19 protein-coding genes are annotated in these 22,277 nt (G+C 58.0%); 6 read left to right on the forward strand and 13 right to left on the reverse strand.

From position 1 onward, the window contains the following. The 7 genes from INT22_RS13110 to INT22_RS13140 all read right to left on the reverse strand — a co-directional run. A partial coding sequence (locus INT22_RS13110; RefSeq protein ID WP_193068361.1) for an STN domain-containing protein occupies window positions 1-346 on the reverse strand: 346 nt, incomplete at its 3' end. A gap of 93 nt (window positions 347-439) precedes the next feature. Then, complete coding sequence (locus INT22_RS13115) at window positions 440-1,465, reverse strand: FecR domain-containing protein (protein WP_193068362.1); 1,026 nt, start codon at window positions 1,463-1,465, stop codon at window positions 440-442. Then, on the reverse strand, window positions 1,466-2,020 hold the full coding sequence (locus tag INT22_RS13120) for a sigma-70 family RNA polymerase sigma factor (RefSeq protein ID WP_193068363.1): 555 nt from the start codon (window positions 2,018-2,020) through the stop codon (window positions 1,466-1,468). A 146-nt stretch (window positions 2,021-2,166) separates the two neighbouring features. Further along, entirely contained in the window at window positions 2,167-3,078 is a 912-nt protein-coding gene (locus tag INT22_RS13125) for a helix-turn-helix domain-containing protein (RefSeq protein ID WP_193068364.1), read from the reverse strand. Between the two features lie 153 nt (window positions 3,079-3,231). Further along, on the reverse strand, window positions 3,232-5,442 hold the full coding sequence (locus tag INT22_RS13130) for a TonB-dependent receptor (RefSeq protein ID WP_193068365.1): 2,211 nt from the start codon (window positions 5,440-5,442) through the stop codon (window positions 3,232-3,234). Between the two features lie 115 nt (window positions 5,443-5,557). Beyond that, a complete protein-coding gene (locus INT22_RS13135) occupies window positions 5,558-7,318 on the reverse strand; it encodes an ABC transporter ATP-binding protein (protein ID WP_193060943.1) in 1,761 nt (586 codons plus the stop codon). A 6-nt stretch (window positions 7,319-7,324) separates the two neighbouring features. Further along, window positions 7,325-9,118, reverse strand: coding sequence for an ABC transporter ATP-binding protein (locus tag INT22_RS13140; RefSeq protein ID WP_226912709.1), 1,794 nt, complete (start codon window positions 9,116-9,118; stop codon window positions 7,325-7,327). Window positions 9,119-9,286: 168 nt separating this feature from the next. On the opposite strand from INT22_RS13140, the gene INT22_RS13145 reads away from it, so the two are divergent. Genes INT22_RS13145 through INT22_RS13155 form a run of 3 tightly spaced genes read left to right on the forward strand, consistent with a single transcriptional unit; the run spans window position 9,287 to window position 12,329 of the window. Beyond that, window positions 9,287-10,246 (forward strand): ABC transporter substrate-binding protein, encoded by a 960-nt coding sequence (locus tag INT22_RS13145; RefSeq protein WP_193068366.1) that lies wholly within the window; start codon window positions 9,287-9,289, stop codon window positions 10,244-10,246. Window positions 10,247-10,264: 18 nt separating this feature from the next. Further along, the gene (locus INT22_RS13150) at window positions 10,265-11,254 is read left to right on the forward strand and encodes a FecCD family ABC transporter permease (RefSeq protein WP_226912710.1); all 990 of its coding nucleotides are present in this window, start codon (window positions 10,265-10,267) and stop codon (window positions 11,252-11,254) included. A gap of 49 nt (window positions 11,255-11,303) precedes the next feature. Next, entirely contained in the window at window positions 11,304-12,329 is a 1,026-nt protein-coding gene (locus tag INT22_RS13155; protein ID WP_193068368.1) for a FecCD family ABC transporter permease, read from the forward strand. An 82-nt stretch (window positions 12,330-12,411) separates the two neighbouring features. Here INT22_RS13155 and INT22_RS13160 read toward each other — a convergent pair whose 3' ends face one another. The 3 genes from INT22_RS13160 to INT22_RS13170 are packed head-to-tail and all read right to left on the reverse strand — an operon-like array spanning window position 12,412 to window position 16,660. After that, window positions 12,412-13,644 carry an MFS transporter gene (locus INT22_RS13160; RefSeq protein ID WP_193068369.1) on the reverse strand — a complete coding sequence of 411 codons (1,233 nt, stop codon included), beginning with the start codon at window positions 13,642-13,644 and terminating at the stop codon, window positions 12,412-12,414. Further along, window positions 13,641-14,672 (reverse strand): methyltransferase, encoded by a 1,032-nt coding sequence (locus INT22_RS13165; protein WP_193068370.1) that lies wholly within the window; start codon window positions 14,670-14,672, stop codon window positions 13,641-13,643. Before INT22_RS13165 ends, INT22_RS13160 begins: the two co-directional genes overlap by 4 nt. Continuing rightward, a complete protein-coding gene (locus tag INT22_RS13170) occupies window positions 14,669-16,660 on the reverse strand; it encodes a TonB-dependent receptor (RefSeq protein WP_193068371.1) in 1,992 nt (663 codons plus the stop codon). Before INT22_RS13170 ends, INT22_RS13165 begins: the two co-directional genes overlap by 4 nt. 85 nt (window positions 16,661-16,745) lie before the next feature. On the opposite strand from INT22_RS13170, the gene INT22_RS13175 reads away from it, so the two are divergent. The 3 genes from INT22_RS13175 to INT22_RS13185 all read left to right on the forward strand — a co-directional run bounded on the left by INT22_RS13175 (window position 16,746) and on the right by INT22_RS13185 (window position 18,337). Continuing rightward, window positions 16,746-17,660: a helix-turn-helix transcriptional regulator gene (locus INT22_RS13175; RefSeq protein WP_193068372.1), complete on the forward strand. Its 915-nt coding sequence runs from the start codon at window positions 16,746-16,748 to the stop codon at window positions 17,658-17,660. Window positions 17,661-17,768: 108 nt separating this feature from the next. After that, on the forward strand, window positions 17,769-18,047 hold the full coding sequence (locus tag INT22_RS13180) for a type II toxin-antitoxin system RelE/ParE family toxin (RefSeq protein WP_193068373.1): 279 nt from the start codon (window positions 17,769-17,771) through the stop codon (window positions 18,045-18,047). 14 nt (window positions 18,048-18,061) lie between these two features. After that, a complete protein-coding gene (locus tag INT22_RS13185; RefSeq protein WP_193068374.1) occupies window positions 18,062-18,337 on the forward strand; it encodes a HigA family addiction module antitoxin in 276 nt (91 codons plus the stop codon). A 52-nt stretch (window positions 18,338-18,389) separates the two neighbouring features. On the opposite strand, the gene INT22_RS13190 is transcribed toward INT22_RS13185, so the two are convergent. The 3 genes from INT22_RS13190 to fhuB form a co-directional block, all read right to left on the reverse strand. Next, entirely contained in the window at window positions 18,390-20,048 is a 1,659-nt protein-coding gene (locus INT22_RS13190; RefSeq protein ID WP_193068375.1) for a multidrug ABC transporter permease/ATP-binding protein, read from the reverse strand. 68 nt (window positions 20,049-20,116) lie between these two features. Then, window positions 20,117-20,896: a siderophore-iron reductase FhuF gene (gene fhuF / locus INT22_RS13195; protein ID WP_226912711.1), complete on the reverse strand. Its 780-nt coding sequence runs from the start codon at window positions 20,894-20,896 to the stop codon at window positions 20,117-20,119. Continuing rightward, a partial coding sequence (gene fhuB, locus INT22_RS13200) for a Fe(3+)-hydroxamate ABC transporter permease FhuB (RefSeq protein WP_226912712.1) occupies window positions 20,893-22,277 on the reverse strand: 1,385 nt, incomplete at its 5' end. The genes fhuF and fhuB, both read right to left, overlap by 4 nt.

The following is a 22,277-nucleotide window of genomic DNA, read 5'->3' on the forward strand; positions in this document are numbered from 1 at the left end:
CTGCCGTTAAACCCGTTCCATCCAACAACCGCTCCAACCCTTCATCGATGCGATACTGGCCTTGCAAGCCGGGGCTTTGGCGTCCTTCCCCCAGCTCGCCAGCGCCGCTGATAAAAACACCCGCCTGGGCGGCGAAGCGGTTGATGACGCTGCTTACCGGGCCGCTGGCAATGTCATAGTGGCGCGCTTGCTGCTGGGTGACTTGAGCCATGGCGGGCTGCGATAGCTGCGGCACGGCCAATAATCCGGCGGCAGCAAAATGAACCGCCAGCGCCAAGGCGCGGCGGTTGAGCGTCGGTCGGTGCTTGGCAGTGAGTGGTCGAAGTGCAGTGCGCTGTTGGAGCATATCGGTTCCCCTTGCTGATACGTTTTAAGTGCTTATAAAGGGGAATCGAACTAGGACGAAAAAGGGGAACCAGAAAACCAATTTTTGCTCTTTTTATTTCTCGCTGGAGCTTGCTTCGCCTGCCTCTATTTTGATCCACCAGGGCATTACCCGACGCACCTTCACCGGCAGCGTGGTCTCGACCATGTTCAGAGTGCGCTCTAGGTCATTGAGCGGGAAAGCGCCGAGCAGGGTGAAATCCGCCACCGCCGGGTCGACCTCAAGGCGGCCACGGTGATGGCGGCTAAGCGCCGCAGCGAAGGTTTGAAGCGACATGTTCTCGGCCAGCAGAATCCCGTTGGCCCAGGCTTCCCGACGGCCTTCAGCGGGGGTGAGTTCCCCGATGCGATCAGCGGCGTAGTGGGCCTGCTGCCCGGCAGTGACCACCTGCCGCTGGCTCACATGCTGAGCATCGCCCAGGGTCTGGATGGCCACGGCACCGTCAAACACCGCCAGCAGTTCACCTGATGGCTGCTCCCCCACGCTAAAACGTGTGCCCAAGGGCGTGAGCCGCGCACTGCGGGTATCCAGGTAAAACGGTCTCTCGGCGTCTTTGCCGGTCTCTATCAGCACCTCGCCAGTCACCAGCGCCAAGCGGCGCTGCTCTTGATCGTAATCGACATTCAGTGCCGAAGCGCTGCTCAGCCAGACCTGGGTGCCATCCTCCAGCACGATGCGGAAGACTTCGCCAGTGGCGGTGTGATAATCAGCGCCCCACTGCTGTACTAGTCGTGGCAGCGGTGTGCTTTGCCAGAGCGCTGCGGTGAGTACAGAGACCAGCGCGAGGCTTACCAGCCCACCCAACAGGTGGCGCCGCCCCCGCCGCCGCTGTCGCGCCAGGCTAATCACGCTGTCAGCGGTTTGCCGCTCATCCTTGCCTAGATTGTCAGTGAAGCGGCGGCTAACGCCCTCCACCTGCTGCCAAGCCCAGCGATGGGTGTCGTTGGCATCCCGCCATGCTTGCCAGCGTTGACGCTCGGTGGCCGACAGCTCACCCGCTTGCCACTCGGCAAACCATTCGGCAGCCTCCGCCAACGCACGACGTTTGGCGGCTTCATCGGCGCTAGCCGCAGAAACCATTTAGAGGCTCGCCTCGAAGCCCGCTTCGATCAACGCGCACTGCAGCATGGCCTGGGCCATATATTTTTTGACCATGCGTTCGGAAACCCCCAGCTCCTCAGCAATCTGCCGATAGGGTTTGCCGTGTAGCTGCGAGGCCAGAAAGGCGCTAGCGACTTTCTCGGGCAACCGCGCCAGCATGCGGTCGATTTCGCACAGTGTTTCGATGACGATCTGCTGGTGTTCGGCAGAGGGCAAATGCGCCTCGGCGCTGGCCGCCAGGGCTTGCTGCCAGGCGCGCTCGATATCCTGGCGGCGCCAATGATCCACGCATAGCCCTTTGGCCATACGGCTGAGATAGGCTCGGGCACCCTCGAAACTATCCAGATGGCGAGGCGTTTTCAGCAATCGCACAAACGCATCCTGCGCCAGATCCGCCGCCGACTCACTGCACCCCAAGCGATGGCTGAGCAACTGCTGCAACCAAGGCTGATGGTGGTGATACAACTGACCAAGGGAGTCTCGACAGCCGGTATGGTAAGCCGCAGGCTCGGCTGATCGGGGTGCCGCCGCCATATAAAAAGTGCCTCACTGATTCGAAAATGATTCTTATTCTTTTTCAATTCACAAGCGGTGTCAATGACCGTTCTCGCCTAGATAGCGATGAAACGTCAACAGGCACCCATTAAATGCACACAGAAAGCAAGTCGATGCTTTAGTGGTCAGTGGGTGGGAGCGCCAGCGAACTGTCTAACTCTACTCGGCAGGCACCCGAACTGTTTCAGAAAAGCGGTGCTGAAATGGCTGACATTAGAGTAACCAAGTACCATAGCGGTCTCGGTGACATTGTAATCTTGTAGCAAGCGCTTTGCTTTCTTCATGCGCTCTTCTTGGAAGAGTGCATAAATGGTCGTTCCAAATCGCTTTTTAAAGCATATCTTCAGTTTGCATTCGTTCATACCGACAGCACGTGCGAGCTTTGCAATGGTCGGTGGGTCACTGAGATCTTGTAGCAGAAGTTCTTTGGCCCCATCCAGTTGGCGACATACACGGGGGGAAAGTGCATCGCACCCACGGCAGGTCTGGAACGCTGACAAGTGCCAGTGAAGAAAGTCTAACGTTGCCGCATGCAGCAATAATCGGTGCTGTGGTATATCTTTCATCAGATTGGCAATGCTCATCGCTGAGCGCATCGTTTTGCGGCATTGGCCAGCATGGCGGACGAAGAAATCAGCCTCTTCTCCCCTCTCCCGGCCAATCAGATCCTCTACTTCATCTCCAGCCAAACCATAAAGAGCCTCAGGGGAGACCATCACCGTTAAATTCTGAAAATCATGGCTATGGCGAATGAAAAAGGACTCTCCGGCGGAATAGCCTAGGGTCACATCACCTTGGGAGTAGTCCAGCGCACGGTTACCCACTTGGCCGTCGAACCTGCCAGCCAGTTGGCAATTCAGATGCAGAAACTGGTGATCTCCCGAAAATGACTTCGGCGTATCAATTGCCCCTAGGCACTCAGCCGTGGTGTGGCAAACAATGAGCCCAGGCTGCAACATGACCCCTATATGGTCTGTGCTCTGGAGGGTAGAACTCTCCAATCTGCCCCGAGTGCTTACCAAGTCTGACTGATTCATACCTCCCTTCATACCTGCCCCACAACAATAATGATAATCAATATCAAAAGATATTTTTATCAGACTCTTTATTAATGCACAAGATAAATGCATAAAGCCTTCATCCCTGAGGCTAAAGCCTTCCATAGCACTGTGGGGGCGCGGAAACAGGCGTCAGAAGTGGAGGGCAGCACCTAGACCTACTGTTGCACCGCGAGCATAGGACACACCAAACACCGGATTGCCATCTGCATCCGTGCCAAAGCGATCTTTAATACTCATGTACTCTTCATCCAGCAGATTGTCTCCAAAGAAGTACACCTCGCTATTACCGAAATCCATACCCAGGCGGGCGGATACCAAATGTACTGGTGGCAACTTGCCGAAGTTAGGCGCATCCGTGTAGCGGCTCCCCATGTAGTTATAAGCAAGCCGCGCGTTGACGGTACCATCTGCCAATACTCCCCCAAGACCGAGATCTTGACCCGCTACTTGATAGCCAATGGCCGCTTTGGCAGACCATTCCGGTACTGTTGGCAAGTGATTGCCACTGTTCAAGCCATCTTGCAGTGTCGCCGCCTCCTCAGACACGTTGCGCAGTGCTGTATTGGTATAGGCAAAACCACCACTTAGCCACCAGCGGCCCGAGGGGCGATACTGTGCATCTAGCTCGAAACCCGCTGAACGCGCATCCAGGTTTAGGTTCTTACCAGTGAAATCCTCGTAGTCCCAGGTTTGCATTTGCTCTTTACGCATATCGTTCAAGAACAATGCCCCACTGATCTCCAGACGGTCATCAAGCCATGCAGAGCGTGCACCCAGCTCGTAGGTCAATACCGTCGAGGAGTCATAGGGGTCTCGGGGTACACCGCTCCACATAAGCGAATTACCCTGCCCAAAGCCACCGCTCTTGTAGCCTCTGGAAAGACTCGCCCAGGTCATCAGGTCGGAGGACCAATCGTAGGTGAGCGCTGCCCGCCCCGTTACAAAGTCGTAGCTCTTCTCCCCCTCCTCGGCAAAATAGGGCACAGCTCCAGACATGCCGTCACTGGTGAACTCGGAGTGGAATTCCTTGGATTCATGGGTAGCACGCGCGCCCAACGACAGCTGCAGTTGATCGTTCATTGGCAGGTTAACTTCACCGAATACCGCCTGCCCTGTCGTGGTGAGATCGTAGTCGGTGCTGCCCGTAGCGGAAGGACCGAAGTACCACATTTCGCTATTGCGATTTCGTTGCGCTTCATCCCGATAGAACACCACACCTGCCAGCCAGCCAACCTGTGCATTGGGCAACGCAGCTACCCGGAACTCTTGGGTCAGCCGTGAGTCTCGCTTATCCCAATCGATAAAGTTCGTTCCAGGATCCAGGAAGTCGGATGGTGGCAAGCCACTAAAGTCACTGGCGATAAGGGCATCGGGAAAATTATAGCTATTGCGGTTATTCAAGCGTGCATAGCTGGTTTGCGCGGTTGCCGTGAATGTGTCGAAATCATGCTCAAGTCGTGAGTTGATACTGAGCATGCGCAAATCATCCACGGTCTTGTTCTGAGCCGCCTGTTTCGCCTGCCCCGGGCGATCAGCAATGTAGGCCGTCGGTGCGGTGTCAGTGCTTTCTCCCTGAACACTGAGCAGCCAGCTTGTTCGTTCGGTGGGGGTAAACAGTAGAGATCCACGGGCCACCCAACTCTCATCTTTACCCAGATCCTCACCCGCACTATTGGGAATATAGCCATCGGTACGCGAACGGCGAATCGCTAACCTGCCAGCAAGCCGTTCAGGCACGATGGAGCCATTGAGAATGCTCTCGGCGCGAAAGATACCATCCGTACCAACCTCTGTACGCAATGAACCCTCGAACCCATGATCAGGCTGCACAGGCACCAGGTTGATAGCACCACCGGCCGTATTGCGACCAAACAGTGTATTTTGCGGCCCTTTGACGACCTCCATCCTCTCCAGGTCCAGATAGGGTGAGAGCGAAGCGCCCATCGGCATGGGCGCACCATCAACGAAAGTCAGTACCGAGCTATCATCCGGGCTAAGGGGCGTAAGGATCGGTGCAACGCCACGAATGACGGTAAACGCATTAGAGCGATCACCGAAAGTGCCGAGACTAGCGCCCGCCACATCACGCAACGCCGCCGCACCATCGAGCATACGCTTCTGTTCCAGCGATTCACCGCTCTCCACATGAATTGACGCGGGCACATCCCGAAGGCTTTCCTCGCGACGCCGTGCCGTAACGGTGACTGGCTCAAGCTTGGAGGTCTGGTCGTCCAGTGCGGGGTCAGGACGTTCATCCTCTGCAACGGCGTAGGGCGTTTTCGGTAAAAACAAAAGACCTGCAATCAGCAGGTGGCAGGGTCGAATGCTCCGCATATTCATGGCTGTATCCGTATTGATGAAGTCAATGGAAGTCACCATGCTAGAGAGCCACACGCCAACAGCACTACTCCAAACGGGACACGAACCCCCGAATGCGATTTATTTCTATTCTTGTTCAGGATACTGGAGTCGGCTCATCAGGTGCCTGGGCTGCCCACATGGCGGCATATAGACCGTCGCAGCAAAGCAATTCATCGTGCTTGCCGGACTCGACGATGCAGCCCCGGTCCAGGACAATGATCTGATCAGCATTGCGTACCGTGCTCAGCCGATGCGCCACCATGATCAGAGTGCGATCCCTGGCTAACGTATTAAGGGCGCGATGGATCGCCATCTGCGATTGCGGATCCACGGCGGCAGTGACCTCATCCAGCAATAGCACGGGTGCATCCTTAAGCAGAGCCCGGGCAATCGAAAGGCGCTGGCATTCGCCACCAGAAAGTGCAAAACCGGACTCTCCCACTCGGGTTAGATAGCCTTCCGGCAACCGCTCAATAAAGTCAGCACAGTCAGCAGCAACACACGCTTGCCGCACATCTTCATCGCTAGCATCCTCCCGCCCTGCCCTCAGGTTCTCGATGATGGTGCCGTCAAAAATCTGGACCTGTTGAAACACCGCGCTAACTTTTCCATACAGTTGTTCCGAACCCATCTCACGCAGGTCGACACCGCCCATACGTACAGCCCCTTGGTCAGGGTCATGAAAACGCCCCAGCAGATGCAACAACGTGCTCTTACCCGCACCGGAGGGGCCGACGATGGCCGTGATACTCCGCTCTGGCACCTCGATGCTGATGTCACGCAATCGGGCTGCCCCCCCGTGGGAGAACGACACCGCATCGAAGCTCACCGCAAAGTGCCCCGGCGTCTTCGCGACCAGCGGCTCGGCGAGTGGCTGCAGTGCCCACGCTTCCTCTAGCTTGACTTCGCTTTGGCAGGCATGGCGCAACATGACCAGATATTCGGCCGCCTCCAGTAGCGGCCCAAGAAACTTGTAAGCCAACAGGAAGAAGGCGATCCAACTCACAGGGGGAATCTCGTCACCAAGCACGCTCAAGGTGCCAGCCAGCAGTAGCACAAGCAGACCGCACTCGACGAGGAAGCGAAACAGCATCACTGGGCCACCGCCCCATTTTTCAATGCTCAGGCTCATTCGGCGCAGGTCGCAAAAAGCCGCTGTTAAGCGCTGCGCCCAAGCATCAGCGTGATGGAACAGGCGCAGTGTCGTCAGCCCACCGATGAATTCCACCAGCAGACCGGATGTCTGTCGGTAGCGTGCGTGCTTGCGCAGCCCCGCACGCTCGAATAGATGGCGGCTGACCACCAGCGCCAGCGCCGCTAGGGGTACCAGAGCAGCTAAAGCGAGCGCTAGGCGCCACTCAATACTAGCCAGAACAAGCAGTGCCACCAGCGATAAGCCCAGCGCGGCGACGAAGTCTGCCAAAACATGGGCGAAGATCGATTCCACACGGTTAATGTCATCCGTCACCACATCGGCTAGCTGTCCAACACGCTGGCTGCGCAACTCGCCAATAGGGACGTTGCGCATTCGTTCAATCAACCGTTCCCGATAGCCTGCAATGATGCGGTAGCTTTCCAGAAAGCAGCGTTTCTGGCCGCCATAGGCCAACAGCCACTGCAGTACAAAGCTGACGATCAGGGCCAGCGCCAGCCAACCTGGATCTGCCGCCCAACCAAAGCCGGGACGTGGAACCCCCAGAATGGTACACAACCACAGATAACAGAGCAGATAAGGCATCAGTTCGCAGCAACGTTCAAGCACCCTCAGCAGCAGTCCCAATAGCAATGGCCGCGCAGAAGTGCCGCTATGGGAAAGAATGCGCCGCAAGCTGATCCAGACATTCACGTTTGCCATCGTTTGCTATCCTTGTGACGTTGTCAGATCGCCGCGCTCCGAGGTCAGCGTCCAGCCGGAGCACGATGCTTCACAACGCATCATCGACTGGTAGTAACCGCTACGCTGCATCAGCTGGGTATGACGGCCGCTAGCGGTCAGTCGCCCCTGTTCGATCACCAGAATCTGGTCGGCGCACTCAATCCCGGCAAGACGATGCGCGACGATTACGAAGGTCTTGCCGGGATACGCCTGTCGCAGATCCCGGAAAAAAGCGCGCTGGGTCAGGCTATCGGCAAACGCCGTCGCTTCGTCGAGCAGCAGGATCGGCGTATCGGCGAGCAGCACCCTTGCCAGCGCGATGCGCTGGCCTTCACCCCCGGAGAGGCGCGTACCTAGTTCTGCGACCTGGGTATCGAGCCCCTCAGGCAATCCGCACACCAGTGCTTCTGCCTGGGCCACCCGCAGCGCCTTTGCGATATCAGCCTCGCTGGCATCCGGCCGAGCTAGGCATAGATTCTCACGGATGGTGCCGCTGAATAGGAACACCTCTTGGGTGGCCATTCCTACCAAACGTGTTCGATCACTGTCCGCTAATTCGCTCATCGGCCTAGCGTTTATGAATACACCGCCGGTAAGTGGCTCCAGCAGCCCAGCCATGATGTGTGCGATGGTCGATTTCCCTGCGCCCGAAGGCCCCACCAGCACATTGAGTGATCCAGGTCGTAGGCAAAGACTCACATCCGCCAACACCGAGCGGCCACCGTACTGTATGTCAACGTCCCTCAGCTCGACCAAGGGCGGCTCGCTGAACGTTACTGAGCGGCTCACCATAGATGGAGGCACCGGTAACGCCAGGATAGGCGCCATGCGCCGCAGCCCAGCCAGAATCGGCGGAATCTCCATAAAGAAGCGGCTGACTTTGAGTAGCGGTTTGAAAATAGCTGCGCCCAGCATCAGGGTCAGTGCCACATCCGCTGAGCTCACTTCGCCCTTGGCACACAGCCATGCCCCCAGCGGCAACACCAGCAACATATGAGCCCCCAGCACGCTGGTAAATAGTGACCAAACAGGCACCGTGCGTCTGGTGATGGCCGTCGTCAGTTGGTAGTACGCCTGCAACCGAGACTGCAATAGCTGGAAATGTGATGCGGATCGACAAAATACTTTCAGTACCGGCATATTGCGCAGATATTCCACCATCACATTATTGAGGTTGGCGGTGGCTACGCTGAATTGGTCATGGTCATTGCCAACCCCTCGCATACCCAACATAGCGACGAATAGCGCCACTGGTCCGATGGCCAGCACTGCGAGCGCCAGCCGCCAGTCCAACCAGAACAGCAGTGCGGTAACACAAAGTGGCGCCAGAATCGCGGCAGTGATCTCGATCGTGTGATGGGCGAGAAACCCCTCAAGGCGCTCCACATCCTGAATGACCGACTGCTTCAAAGCACCACTGCCATGCCCGTACAACCAGGGTAAAGGTGCTGCCACCAGCTTGGCGACCAGGGTATTGCGAGCCGTTGCCATGATCGCGTAGGCGACATGATGGCTGATCAAGTAAGCCGCGCCGTAGAGCAGGTACTTGAGCAGCAGCGCTGCCGCTAGCCAAGCCGCCAGGAACGGCAATGTCTCCACAAACCGATGTGGCGTTAGCACAAGAGTGCTAATCGCTTGGTAGAGCAACCAGAACGGCAGCAATTCAGCCAGAACCGCCAGGAACGTTATTAGCAGCGCCACTACCATCATCAGTCGATGGCTGACTGTGAGTTCGTAAAGCAGGCGCGGTGCACTGGTATTGGCTCTGAAATTTCTCATGGGTAGGCTCATACTGGTCGAAGCGAACTCAGCATAGAGAGGTAGCGACTGCCAAGACTCCCCGCAGCAGATCCTTTTGGAGGTGATTTCACTCCCGATTCGGGTAGCTGAAGGGTGCCGATTAGCCAACAATCCAGTACTTCGAATGGCCGTCCTGGATTCCAGCTCATGCAACGTCTACGCTCGCTTCTTATCGCAATTCCCGTCATGACCGTTCTGAATACAGGGGGTGTTCTCGCCCATGATTTCCCCCTAACCATCGTCGATGACCGGAATAAGAGCGTTGAGATCGCTCAGCTACCGCGCACCGTCGCCTCTATTTCCAGTTTCGGTGCGGACGTACTGGTATCGTTAGGCAGGCAAGTCGATGGCCTGTCGATACTGGGTGGCCAGCAGTCTGACTTTCTCGGCGGCGCAGCAGTGGAGGCTGTGAATCTTGGGGAGGTTCACCAAACCAATCTAGAAGTTTTGGCTCAGTTATCCCCGGACTTAACTATCGGGCTACGCACCTACACTGAGCCTTTCGAACAGAAAATTGAGGAAGCCGGTGCCTTTCTGGCGTTTGACCTGATCACCCTGGAAGACTCTCTACGCGGTGTCGAACGCGCCACCCTGGCGCTCGGCGCCGAAAGCCAGGGTAGCGCGTTGAACGAGCGCTTCCTGAACGACCTGGAGAGCCATGCCGAGCGTGCACCGGGTGACATCAGCGCCGTATTCCTCTGGCACTGGGGTGATGTTCCTTATGCTTTCTACAGTCATCACCTAACCGGACACATCATGACCCAGCTTGGCGCGACCAATATTCAGGGCAATCCACCGCCAGGCATGGCACCAGCGGATTCTTCCGCGATCAGCATGGAAACGCTGCTGCGCCTAAATCCAGATGTGATCCTGTCGTTCAAGGCAGAAGATGGCCCCTTCGTTAGCCACCCCGCTTGGCCCCGTTTGAAGGCCGTACGTAATAACCGAGCCTGGCGAGTAGGTGATCAGTACGTCATGCCCCACGGCCCGCTGGCCAGACAGATGGTACTTAAAGAAATGGCCTATCTGCTCTACCCAGAGCACTTCCCCGCTCCCGAAGATATCCCCGAACCCGCCCAGGCCCGGGCTATGAACTTCGAGCGCTAACAGGGCATGGATAATCTCTTGCTCCAGAAAGCCCTGCCGATTCGCGTGTTCTGGCTTGCATCGGCCTGCCTGCTCGTCCTGAGTCTAACAACAGCAGGAGCGCTTGCGCTGGGCGAGTTTGGTATTCCGCTCCACGTCCTGCTCGAAGCGCTGGTACGTGATGATGGATCCGATGCGGCATTTGTGATTCGTGAACTACGTATACCCAGGTTACTGACCGGGATGCTGGCAGGTGGTGCGCTGGGTTTAGCGGGCGCCATCGTGCAATCAATCACCCGCAACCCGTTGGGTGAACCTGGATTACTAGGGGTCACGTCAGGGGCGGCATTCGCGATGGCGCTGTGCATGACCTACTTCACGCTACCAACCCCGACCATGCTGTTACTGAGCACGCTAGGTGGCATAGTAGCAGCGCTAATGACACTCTCCATCAGTTTAGGGGCACGTCTGAACCCGCTGTACCTGACGCTGACCGGAATGAGCGTTAATCTGTTCTTCGCCGCTGCTATCATCGTGCTACTGATCTGCGCCAATGTGGAGGCCAACGGCATCTACTACTGGTTAACGGGCAGCTTAATCAACCGCACTTGGGAGCACGTACACCTCCTGTGGCCTTGGGTGCTACCCGCCCTACTATTGGGAATCGTCTTTGCTGGCAAACTGGATCTATTACGTCTGGATGACACGATTCTCATCGCTCTCGGCATGCGCGTCACGCCTTGGAGATTGCTGTTCGGTGTCGTTGCCGTACTACTAGCGGCGGCGACAGTGGCGGCCACGGGCCCAATCACCTTCATTGGCTTGGTCGCCCCCCACTTGGTCCGCTTCACCCTGGGCAGTAACGGAGTTCGCCATCGTCATCTACTGCCGCTGTCCGCCCTGGTCGGCGCCAGCTTGGTATGCGCGGCTGATCTTATCGCCAAGTGGCATGAGGTTCCCGTTGGGATTCTCTGTGTACTGCTGGGCGGGCCGATACTGGTTTACCTGATCAGTCGGCAGAAGGGCTAATTATATGTTTCAAAACGTTATAACAACACGCAGCAGCGCGAGCCAGCGCATGCCATTGCGCATTCCCCTCACGCTGCTCGGGGTTGTCTTGGTACTGCTGGTGCTAGCTTCTCTGTTTATTGGGGCTGTATCGGTGTCGCCACGATTGATTCTCGATAGCCTATTTTCAGGCCAGGCGTCGTCCCTGGAAGGCACGCTGGTATGGCAACACCGTTTGCCACGCGCACTACTCGCCATCCTGGTCGGCCTGCAGCTCGCCACCGCTGGCCTGATATTGCAAGCGGTGTTTCGCAACCCGTTGGCGGACCCGAGTATTGTTGGCATTTCCAGCGGGGCTGGGCTCGCAGTCATCACCGTTCTGCTGCTTGCCGACCTTGCCACGGTGGATGTGCTAATCGGCGACGCGACTCCCGCAATGATGAGCTGGCTGCCCGCAGCAGCACTGCTCGGTGGGTTGCTGGCAGCCAGTTTGGTGCTGGGCCTATCCTGGCGGACACAGCTGCGTCCCGTCCATTTGGTGCTCAACGGGATTGCCGTGGGCTCTGTGCTGAACGCGCTAGTGATGTGGGTTATCGTCACCTGGGGCGGTGCACGCACTGAAATCGCTTTGATCTGGCTAGCTGGCAGCCTATACGGGCGCGACTTTCAGCATCTGTACATGCTGTGGCCCTGGAGCCTAGCGGGATTACTCGGCACCCTGGCTTTGCTGAGACCACTTGCCCTGCTGCGTTTTGATGACAGTCTGGTGATCAGTCTGGGACTTCGCCCTATGTTCTGGCGTGCTGCCGCCATTGCTGTTGCGGTTCTGCTCGCCGCCAGTGCGGTGGCGGTTACTGGCCCGGTCGGTTTCGTGGGGCTGGTCGCTCCCCACCTCGCCCGACTACTGGTGGGCTCAAAACTGCATCGATTATGGATCGGCAGCATGTTGCTCGGCAGTATGCTGATGCTGTGCGCTGATCTCATTGGCCGTACAGTGATCAGCCCCTTAGAGATTCCCGTGGGTGCATTAACGGCCTTGCTTGGCATACCCATATTCCTGCTGCTCTTGCACCGACAAGCGAGGATTAGGTTTTGACTGAGCATAGATCCCCCAAGACGCCGGTTATGCAAGATTCAATCGCTGGTTGAGCCGAACTCACTCAGGCTCTACATGCATTTCACCTATTCAACACAGCCCGCTGTAGCCCCCGGCTGACTATCAGCGCCAGCACCACTACCGCTGCCATGCATAGCGCCAGCATGGTGAACATGCCCGAATAACCCAGCCGGTCGAGCACAGTACCGGCGAGCACGGGCACCGCCAGGCGCGACAGGGTGAATAGGCTCGCTTGTAGGCCGTAATCCAACGCCCGGTTCCCCGGTCTGGCAAAGTGCATCATCAGCCCGAACATCAGCCCCGATAGTGCTCCCATGGCGCAAGCGATCAGCCCCGCGCCCACCAACCATAGCGACTGCCCGGCGGCCATGTGGCTTACCAATCCCAGGGTCGCCAAGGCCAGTGCCCCCAGGCCAGCGAACAGCGGCACTGCCCGGCCAATGCCGATACCCATTGCCAGACGTTGACCCGCCAGGCTAGCCAGAGCCCCCATCACGCCTCCACCAACCCCAACCCACCATGCCACCTGCTCTGCTGGCATACCAAGGTCAAGCATCAGTGGTTTAAGATAGATCCAACCAGCGCCGACAAAAGGGAAGAGCAACATCAACAACGCCACCCAGATACCAGCAGCAGGCTGACGAAAAAAGTTCAGCACCCCACTCTGATAAGGCGGCGAAAAGTGCGCTTCTGCCGGGATATGAGGCTCGTTTTCTGGCTGTGCTGTCACCACCATGCCGCATAGTAGAATGCCACCCACCGCAAGCAGCAGTGCCATCAGCACAAAGGGAACCGCCCCACCCGTTCGCTGGTGCAGCACCAACAGTAGGCCACCGCCCACCACGGCAGCCAGAAACAGGGCCGCTGAACGAATGCTACCAGCGCGCAGCCGCTCCTCAGCGGGCAGGCAACGAATCGCCAACGCGTTCACGGGCACATCGGCCCAGGTCGCCAGCAAGCTGATCAGTAGCACCCAGGCATAGAAGCGCGGTGGCTGCGCGAGTGGAAAGTCATACGCTAGCCCCAGCAACGCTAGGCCCAGCAACAGCCCGAGCAGGCATGCCCAGGCGCGATAGCCTCCGCCAGCGAGGCGGCAACGCTCCACAGGAACCGCCATCACCAATTTGAGTATCGCAGGCAGCCCCGCTAGCTGTAGCAAACCAATTTGTGTGCCGCTCCACCCTTGTTCGCGCAGAACCAGGGGCATCCCTAGCAATAGATAGATGCTGGGCAACGCCAGGGCAAAGTGAAGCCAGCCGAAGGTCAGTTGCTTGGCCATCACAGAGCGATTCATTTTACCCTCCTGCGCGCCACCAGGGCCGTGGCGGGCGCCATGGGAAGCGCTATCGGCTGCGCCTCACACACCTCAAAACCCTGGGCCAGCAGTGCTTCGCGCAACTCACCGGCCTGGGTCACTCGACGCCCCTGCCACAGCAGCGGCAGGTAGTAGGAGAGCATGCGGCGGGCCGCCTCGGGTTCGTCAGGAATTTCAGCGTGCACGCAGATCAACTCGCCACCGGGCTTTAGTGCGGCGTGCAGTTTGGCTAGGCAGGCCGAAAGCTCGGGCACAAAATGCAGTACCGAAGAGCACCAGATCAGATCGTACCCGGTGCCGATGTCATCCCTCGCCAGATCGCCGCCCCGCGCCTCAAGACGCGACGCTAGGCCAGCTTCGGCAATATGTTGCGCAGCCACATCGGCGGCTTCAGGCAGTTCAAAGACCACGCCGTGCATATGTGGAAACGCCTTCGCCAGGCCAACAGCGACCAACCCCGGACCTCCGCCTAGATCCAGCAATCGCCAGGCTGATTCAGTCCTCCTTCGTTGTGCCACCAATTCACAGGCCGCGGGCGCTGTTACCGCCGCCTGCTCACGTGCCAGATGGCCACGCGCTGCCGCAGCCCAGCGTTCACCGCTAGCCAGTGGTGCTGGCCGGTTTTGTCCGCGTAAGCTATCGGCAAGCCCGGCACCGAAATCACGCAGCGACGCAAGCCGAAAGCGCCAAGCATCACCGCAGTCTAACGCCGAGGAAGACACTAGATAGCATCGCGCCACCTCGCTGCTGGTGTAGAGCCACTCCCCCGCCGCATCGCGGCTACGGTCGAGCAACTGCATGCTCCACAACAGCGTCAACCAGTGGCGAGTGGCTTCGGGCCGCCATGCGCGCATTTGCGCCAGAGCTTCGGGAGTGCAGGGTGACGCCAGCGTCTCAAATAGATCCTCTGCTAAGGCAAGCTGTAAAGCCTCGGCTTGCACAGAAGCTAGCGTTAGATCCCAGTAAGGCTGCAGCGCATGGGGAAGCGCATCTGCGGGCTGGTTCATAGCGACACCCCCACACGCAAGCCAATCTCCCTGGGCGGACTATACTCCCGAACATTGCCATTGAGCAGGCCAACGGCATCAAACCGGCGGTCGGTGACGTTGTTCACGTAAAGTCCCAACTGCCATGGCCCATGGCGATAACCTGCAGCCAGGTCCAGCTCGGTATGCCCAGAGCGGCTGAATTGGTTGGCTGCATCCAGGTAAGTCTTGCCCATGCCGCTGAGGTTAGCCTGGGCATACCAGTCCTGAGGCGAGTCGTAACGCACTCCCAGCCGACCACTGATATCCGGCGCGAAGGGATTGCGGTTGCCAGCATGGTCGCCGCTCAGATCCTCAAACTCACGAAAGCGGGTACGATTCAGCGCTAGGCCCGCCTGCAGTGTCCAGTGGCCGCCCAACCAGTAATCGATATCCAGCTCAATACCCCGCGAACGTGCTTCGGCAGCGTTGGCGATATGCACGTTTCCGGGCTGGAGTACCTGCTGCACCTGCATATCCTCGATAGCCATCCAGTAAGTGGCGACTCCATAGCGCAGCCGCCGCGAAAATGCCGTTCCCTTGATGCCTAACTCGTAGGAAGCAACCTCTTCTGGGGCGTAGCCGGGGTAGCCGCTTTGCGCTGAGAAGGCGTTGAAACCTCCGGCACGAAACCCTTCGGCATAGCGGGCATAGAGCCAGTCGTCGTCACCCAAGCGGTACTGCAGTGCCAGTTGCGAAGTAACATCGCGCCAGCGCTCGCTGCGCTGCCCGGATCCTCGGGGCGTCAACGCCACCCGGCTCTGCTCTAAGCGCAGGCCTGGTGTTAGGCGCCAACGTTCACCTAGCGGCAGCGTCCACTGCCCGAACAACGCGAGGTTCTCAGCCTCTAGTGTTGCCTCACTGCGCTGGGTACCCATCGGGTTGCGTTGCTCGAACTGCAGTTGATGATCATCACGGTCGCCGTACAGGCCCAGTACCCAACTGCTCTGCCCCTCATCGCCCTGACGCTCCAACCGCAGTTCCTGAGATAAGGTGGTCAAACGCTGGTCGCGCCCCATGGCAAAACGCTGGGCTGGAGTAAGATCGGTATCTTGGGTAATACGATCGTGGAACTCTCGCCGCGCCGTGATCGAGCGTAGCGCCAGATCTGTCGTCAGCGCATGGCGTACATCCAAAGAGACATCCTCGCCGGATGAGCGATTGCTACCAGGGTCAGGCGACGTAACACGGCGCGACTCGTTCTCGATCCGCCCCCAAGGCGCCGCGCCATCACGATAGTCTAGCCGACCATAACGTAGGGTAACGTCGGTGTCCTGCGTCGGCAGCCAGCGTAGACTCAGGCGTCCACTCTTGCGTTGGCGGTCATCCGCCTCACCTGCGCGCGACAGATTATCCACGAAGCCATCCTGCTGGCGCCACTCTCCGCTGACACCCAAATAGAGCTGTTCAGGCACTAGCGCTTGGGCAGCATCAAAGCGTAGCGAGGTTAAATCGCGACTGCCTAGCGTAGCCTCCAGTTCGGCATAGGGGCCTTCATCCGGTTGGCGGGTATGCAGGCTAATCACTCCCGTTTCGGCGTTTCGACCATAGAGTGTCGACTGGGGCCCACGCAGTACCTCGACCCGCGCCACCCCCAATAGGTTGTGATCGAACCCTTGGCCACTCACTACTGGTACACCGTCGATCAGCATCAGCACCGATGAAGAGAAAGCGGTAGCACCGGAGGTCAACCCGCGCATTACCGGCAGTGCGGTACCCGACTGGCCAAAGGGTTGAAAGCTCACCCCAGGTGTATAACGCGCCAAGTCGCCAATGTCGGATGCACCTGCATCCGCAAGCGTCTCGCCGGAGATCACCACCAAACTTGCTGGTACCTCTTCCTCTGCCTGCACTACCTTGTTGGCCGTCACCTTCACCACCGGCAGCCCTTCCTCTTGAGCGATGCTGCCCATACCGTATCCCCCCAGCAGAAGCATCACCGCGACTTGCTTCACCCCTTTGCTCTGCATCGCTCCCCCTTAAGTACTGTTGCTGCCTCCTACTGGCGCAGGAGTAGTTAAGGGAGTAGGCTAGCGCCAAACGATATCAATTATCATGCTCATTCATATGCAAACCGATTCACTTTCTATGCCTAGCGATGCACCACTCCCAGCAGAGAAGCCTCTGCAAGGTTCTCAATGCTGCGTGCTGGATGATGGCCTCTCGATAGTGCTAACCCGCTACCGTGCTAAACATACGATCGTCGAAGAGAGTCACACACCTCATACGGGCGCAGGCGTGATAGTGACCTTTGGTCTACAAGGCCACTCTGATTACCGAGAGCGCTGGGGGCCACGCATCGATTTCGGCCATGGCCACACCACGGTAACCACCTTTGACCACAGCCAGGGGGAGCGCTATATACCGGAAGGGGAAACAGTGCTTCAGCTACGCCTTGTCGCCAGTACTGGCTGGCTAGCGCGCTATCTGGGCGAACGCTACCAAGCCGCGCTCCCTGCCTCTGGGGGTATTCGACCGCTGGCTTTCCAGCCTACTTCGTCGGCCAGTCGGGCACATCTACAGGCGCTCCAGGCATGCCTCCAAACAGGCGGTTCTCGCATCCAGCAACATATCCACGCCCTTAGCCTACTGGGGGAACAGCTCGAAGCGTTGCTGCCAGAACCCCGCCCCACACAGCACATTGCCAGCGTAGATGCCGAACGCATCGTTCAGGCCCGCGAGATTCTTCTCAGCGAGTTAGACCGTCCATTGACGCTGACTTATTTAGGAGCTCGGGTAGGATTAGGGGAACAAAAACTCAAGCAGGGGTTTCGTCGTATGTTTGGCACGACCCCTCAGCACTTTCTTCACCAACAGCGCATGCGTCACGCCCATGCGCTGCTGGAGAGCGGTCAACAGGTCGCTCAGGCTGCCTATGCCACAGGCTATCGGCACCCAAGCAACTTCAGCTCAGCTTTCACACGCTTCTTCGGTTATGCTCCCAAAGCCATCAAGCGGCGCAAAAGCTGATGGCAAGCGTTGCGGGTGGTGATGCAGCTGTCCGAGCGAGCCTCGGCAGAATTGCACACTGTCGCGCGACACGCTACAATCAATAAAAGCCAGTTGGGCATACGATGGATGATTAAAAGTATCAAGCATAAGGGACTAAGGTTGTTTGTCGAGAAAGGCAGCACCAGGGGCGTCCGTGCCGATCATGTCGACCGTCTCCGTGATCGCCTGACCGTACTGGACGCAGCCACCAGTCTTGACGATATAGCTGCTGGCAACTGGGGCCTTCACCCCCTAACTGGAAAGCTGGACGGCCAGTATGCCATCAAGGTGTCAGGGAACTGGCGACTGTTCTTCGAATTTCGAGACGGAAATGTTTACCTGCTGGACTATGACGACTATCACTGATGGGAGAACAAACCATGGCGATGTATAACCCTTCACATCCGGGCCGCATTATCCGGCAGCGCCTGATTGAGGATGAAGACGGCCACAAGATTGGCAGCGTGGCATCGGTCGCCGAACAGCTCGGCTGCCACCGCAACACCCTGAACCGGGTAATTAACGGCAGCGCCTCCGTCACACCTGAAATGGCATTGGCTCTGGAAAAATTGGACGCCGGAAGCGCCGAATTCTGGCTATCCATGCAGACCAATTATGACCTCTTTCAGCTTCGCCATAATCAGGGCGCGGCTTAGCCGAGCGATACCACGCACTAAATTAATAACGCTAAGCGACTCACATCAATAACTACCCACTCACCCTCGCCACCGCATCGCGGCTGGCCGCTTCACGTTGCTCACCGGTGAGTTCAACTAGCTGCCCACCGCGCATTTCCAGTAGCCGGTCGGCCTGGTCGAAGTAATGATCATCGTGGCTGATCACCACCAGCGTTTTGCCGAGTGCCCTTAATTGGGGCAGTAGTTGGCGGTAGAACACTCGCCGGAACTGAGGATCCTGGTCGGCGGCCCACTCGTCCAACAGCAGTAGATCGCGCTGCTCCGCAACGGCCAGCAGCATCGCCAGACGCTTGCGCTGACCCTGGGAGAGGTTGGTGTTAGTGACCCGGTCGCCTTCGAAGTCGAGTTTGCTATGCATGCCTAGGGCTTCTAGCCACTCCTCTACCAGTATCGAGGCGGGAGACTTCCCTGCAGGCCCCATCAAGCGGTCAAACAGATGCAAATCGGTATAGATGGCGGAGAAGTGCTGGCGATAGGTCTTCCAATCTTCCTCCTGCAGTGGTCGGCCATCGACCCGAACACAGCCGCTTTGCGGCTGATAAAGCCCAGTCAACAGTCTCGCTAGAGTGGATTTGCCACTGCCATTGCCGCCGATCAGAAACACTACCTCGCCGCGCTTTAAGGTCAAGTCGATAGGACCAATGGCAAAGCCTGGCCGTGCCTCTTCAGCGGGGTAACGATAGCAGACCTGTTCCAGTGCTAGCACCTGCCAGTCGTGGCGCTGCGTGTCACTATCAAAGGTATCGCGGTGTTCTGCTAGGTCGAGCGCGCTGATTTTCTCGAACGCCACTCGGGCATTGATCAAGGGTGGAAAAGCGCCTATCGCTTGAATAAGTGGCGTGCGCAGAAACAGCAGCGTAAGAGAGAAGGTGGTGGCCACCTGCGCCGATGCCCACCCCAGGCCGTTGGCTAAAAAGAACACCACGCCGATGGCCCCCAGCATCATGATATTGAACCAATTCACCGCGCTTAGATGGTAGGTATCGCCGCGAATGATATGGTGCCGATACTCTTCAGCGTTGGGGGTATAGACGTCGCGATACAACCATTCGGCTCGGTCGCGATTAAGCGCCAGTTCCTTACGCCCCTCAATCACCGATTGGTAATCTGCATAGAGACGATCTTCAGACTCACGCAGCTTAGCCATATGCCGATAAACCCGAGCTACCAAACGCATGCCAATTAAAACCGTTACGATCACCCAGAGCGCGGTGACAGCCAGCATGGAAGGTGAAAGCCAGCCTAGATAAACCGTGACACCTATCGTCAGCACCCCGCCTTGTACCAACTCTGGCAAACGTACAAAGGCAACGGTGATATAGCGCACATCGCTGGATAAGCTGGCCAGCAAGCGCGCACTACCAATCTGCTCGACCCGCTCGATATTGGTATCCAGAATCCGCTTAATCAATTGCCCCCGCAGTCGATAGACGAAATAGTGCCCCAAAGTGGTCAGCGCCAATTGCGAGGCCAATGTTATTGCTAAGAGCAACGCGATCAGCCCCAGGAATTCGGGCAGGATACGCCAGGGATCGGTAAAGGTGCCCAATAGCCGCTGATTGATAAAGGCGATAACACCGATACCCAAACCTGCACTGGCCAAACTAAGTAGTACCACGGCCACAAATGGCCAGCGATAATCACGCCATACAATCCTCAACAGCTCCATGAACAGGGCCTCCTGGCAGTTCGAAAAGTTAGCCGATATTTGAAAGCTAGCGTTGGCGTTTGGCCGGCTTATTCTCGGGTTTCAGCGGGCAACCGCCACACAGCGGCTCCCNNNCCGCCACACAGCGGCTCGCCTGGTAGCCGGTATTTGATGCAGCATAACCGCCGCACTCGAGCAGGCGTTTCACCGCCCAGTTCCAGATAACGCACCGGTTGATATAGCGGGTTACGACGCCCATCGGGGAGCGTCTTGGTGGCGAGATAATCCAGCAGAGGGGCGCCCGCGCCAGTAAATTCCGGGTGCTTCGAGCAGGTCTTGCCCACGAACTCCACGTAGTGACCAAGGTTGCTCCAGAACACTTTGGCAGAAAGCCCTGAAACCTCGGCCAACGCTTCGATAAGCGGCGCACAGTGGTCATCAAATAGGCTGCTAAAGCGTGCCTGGAGCGCGTTAGAGGCCAACGGCACGCCACCATGCGGCAGCCAGATGCGCGCAGTCTGACCGTGATCACCTAACGCCAGTCGCAGCTCACCCCCGCCGACCGGCAGCTCATAGCCCAACAGCAGGTTGGCCACCAGCGTCGGAATAGCGACACTGCTGAAGTGAAATTTCGACCAGATTGAAGCGGCCGCCAGAAAGTCGGCGTCGTCACCGTGGTATCGGCGGTAACGCGAAAGCTGAGCGCCTAGCACCTTATGATCCAGCAGTTCAGAAGCTGCCAGCGTCGGTATATTAGGCTGACCAAACGCAGGTGCCTTTAAGTTATCCAACGGCGGCTGGCGGTAGAGCGCCAACAAAGCATCTGCTGGATTCGTCGCTACCGGTAGCACGCTCGCCGCTTCGCTCATAGCCGCCGCAGCCCCCACATAAAGTAGGCACCGCCAATCAAAGAGGCGACCAAGCCCGCGGGCATCTCATAGGGGAAGATAATCTGACGACCCACCCAGTCCGCCAGCACCATTAATAGCATGCCGATCAACGCAGCACCCAGCAGGTGCTGCCCTGCCCGAGAGAAGCCGACCAAGCGCGCCATATGTGGCGCCAGCAGACCAATAAACGACAGCGGCCCCACCACCAGGGTGGCGCAGGCGGTTAGCAGCGCCACCAGTAACAGCAACGCCAAACGGGCACGGTTGAGGGTTACCCCAAGCGCCTTGGCCGTCGGTGCGCCTAAAGGCAAAATATCCAACCAGCGAGTAAAGGGCAGCGTGACCAGCGCCAATACCGCAGCAATACCCCCGACCACCACCGCATTGGTGACATCCACGTAATAGGTAGAGCCCGCCAGCCAAGCGATCACCTGCTGGCCACGTGGGTCGCCACCCGCCAGCATGACGCTACGCACTGCATCAAACAGGGCGCTGACTGCCACCCCGGTAAGCAGCAAACGCTCGGGGAGATAACCGCTCTTGCGGTTGATGCCCACCAACACCAGCAGCGTTGCAAAAGCCCCCAGGGTACCCACACCAATCAGCATCATATTGGTGGGCGCGGGCAGTAAGAAGATCCCCAAAATTAGCGCAATGGCGCAGCCACCGCTGATACCCAATACCTCGGGGCTAGCCATAGGGTTGGCGGAAAGGCGCTGAAGAATCGTTCCGGCAATTGCCAGCATTAGCCCACTCGCCGCTGCCGCCATTACACGCGGCATGCGCCACTGCATCACGTTCCAGTTATCCGGCGACAGTAAGTACCAGCCATCGACACCCTGCCCCACCAGCAAGCCAAGCAATGTGGCACCTAGTAGCGCGAGGAGTAACCCCGTCGCCAAACGGGAAGGCGCTGGATGCCGATGAGCAAAAACGCCCGCCCCTTTTGGTGGTTGATCACCCCGCAGTTTCAAACGTGGAATTAGCCACATTAACAGCGGCGCTCCCAGGGCACCGGTAATCGCCCCAGTGGGTATAAAGGCCGCCACCATGCCACCGAAATGCTGTAGCAGCAGGTCAGTAGTGGCCAACAACACAGCCCCTAGTAACGTCGACCAAAGCAGCCGTGGCCCTAAGCGCCGCGCACCGGCCATACGCACAATATTGGGCGCTGCCAAGCCGATAAAACCGATGATACCCACCACACTGACAATGCTACCGGTAATAAATACTGCCAGCCCCATTCCCGCAAAGCGCAGATAGGTCAGCGAGACCCCTAGGCTTTTGGCACTGGCATCGTCCAATTCCAGCACCGCCAAAGGACGTAGTAAAAACCAGGCTGCCACGCAGCTAATCGCCA

Origin of the sequence: Halomonas sp. 3D7M (assembly GCF_014897885.1) — a bacterium.
Classification (GTDB): domain Bacteria; phylum Pseudomonadota; class Gammaproteobacteria; order Pseudomonadales; family Halomonadaceae; genus Vreelandella.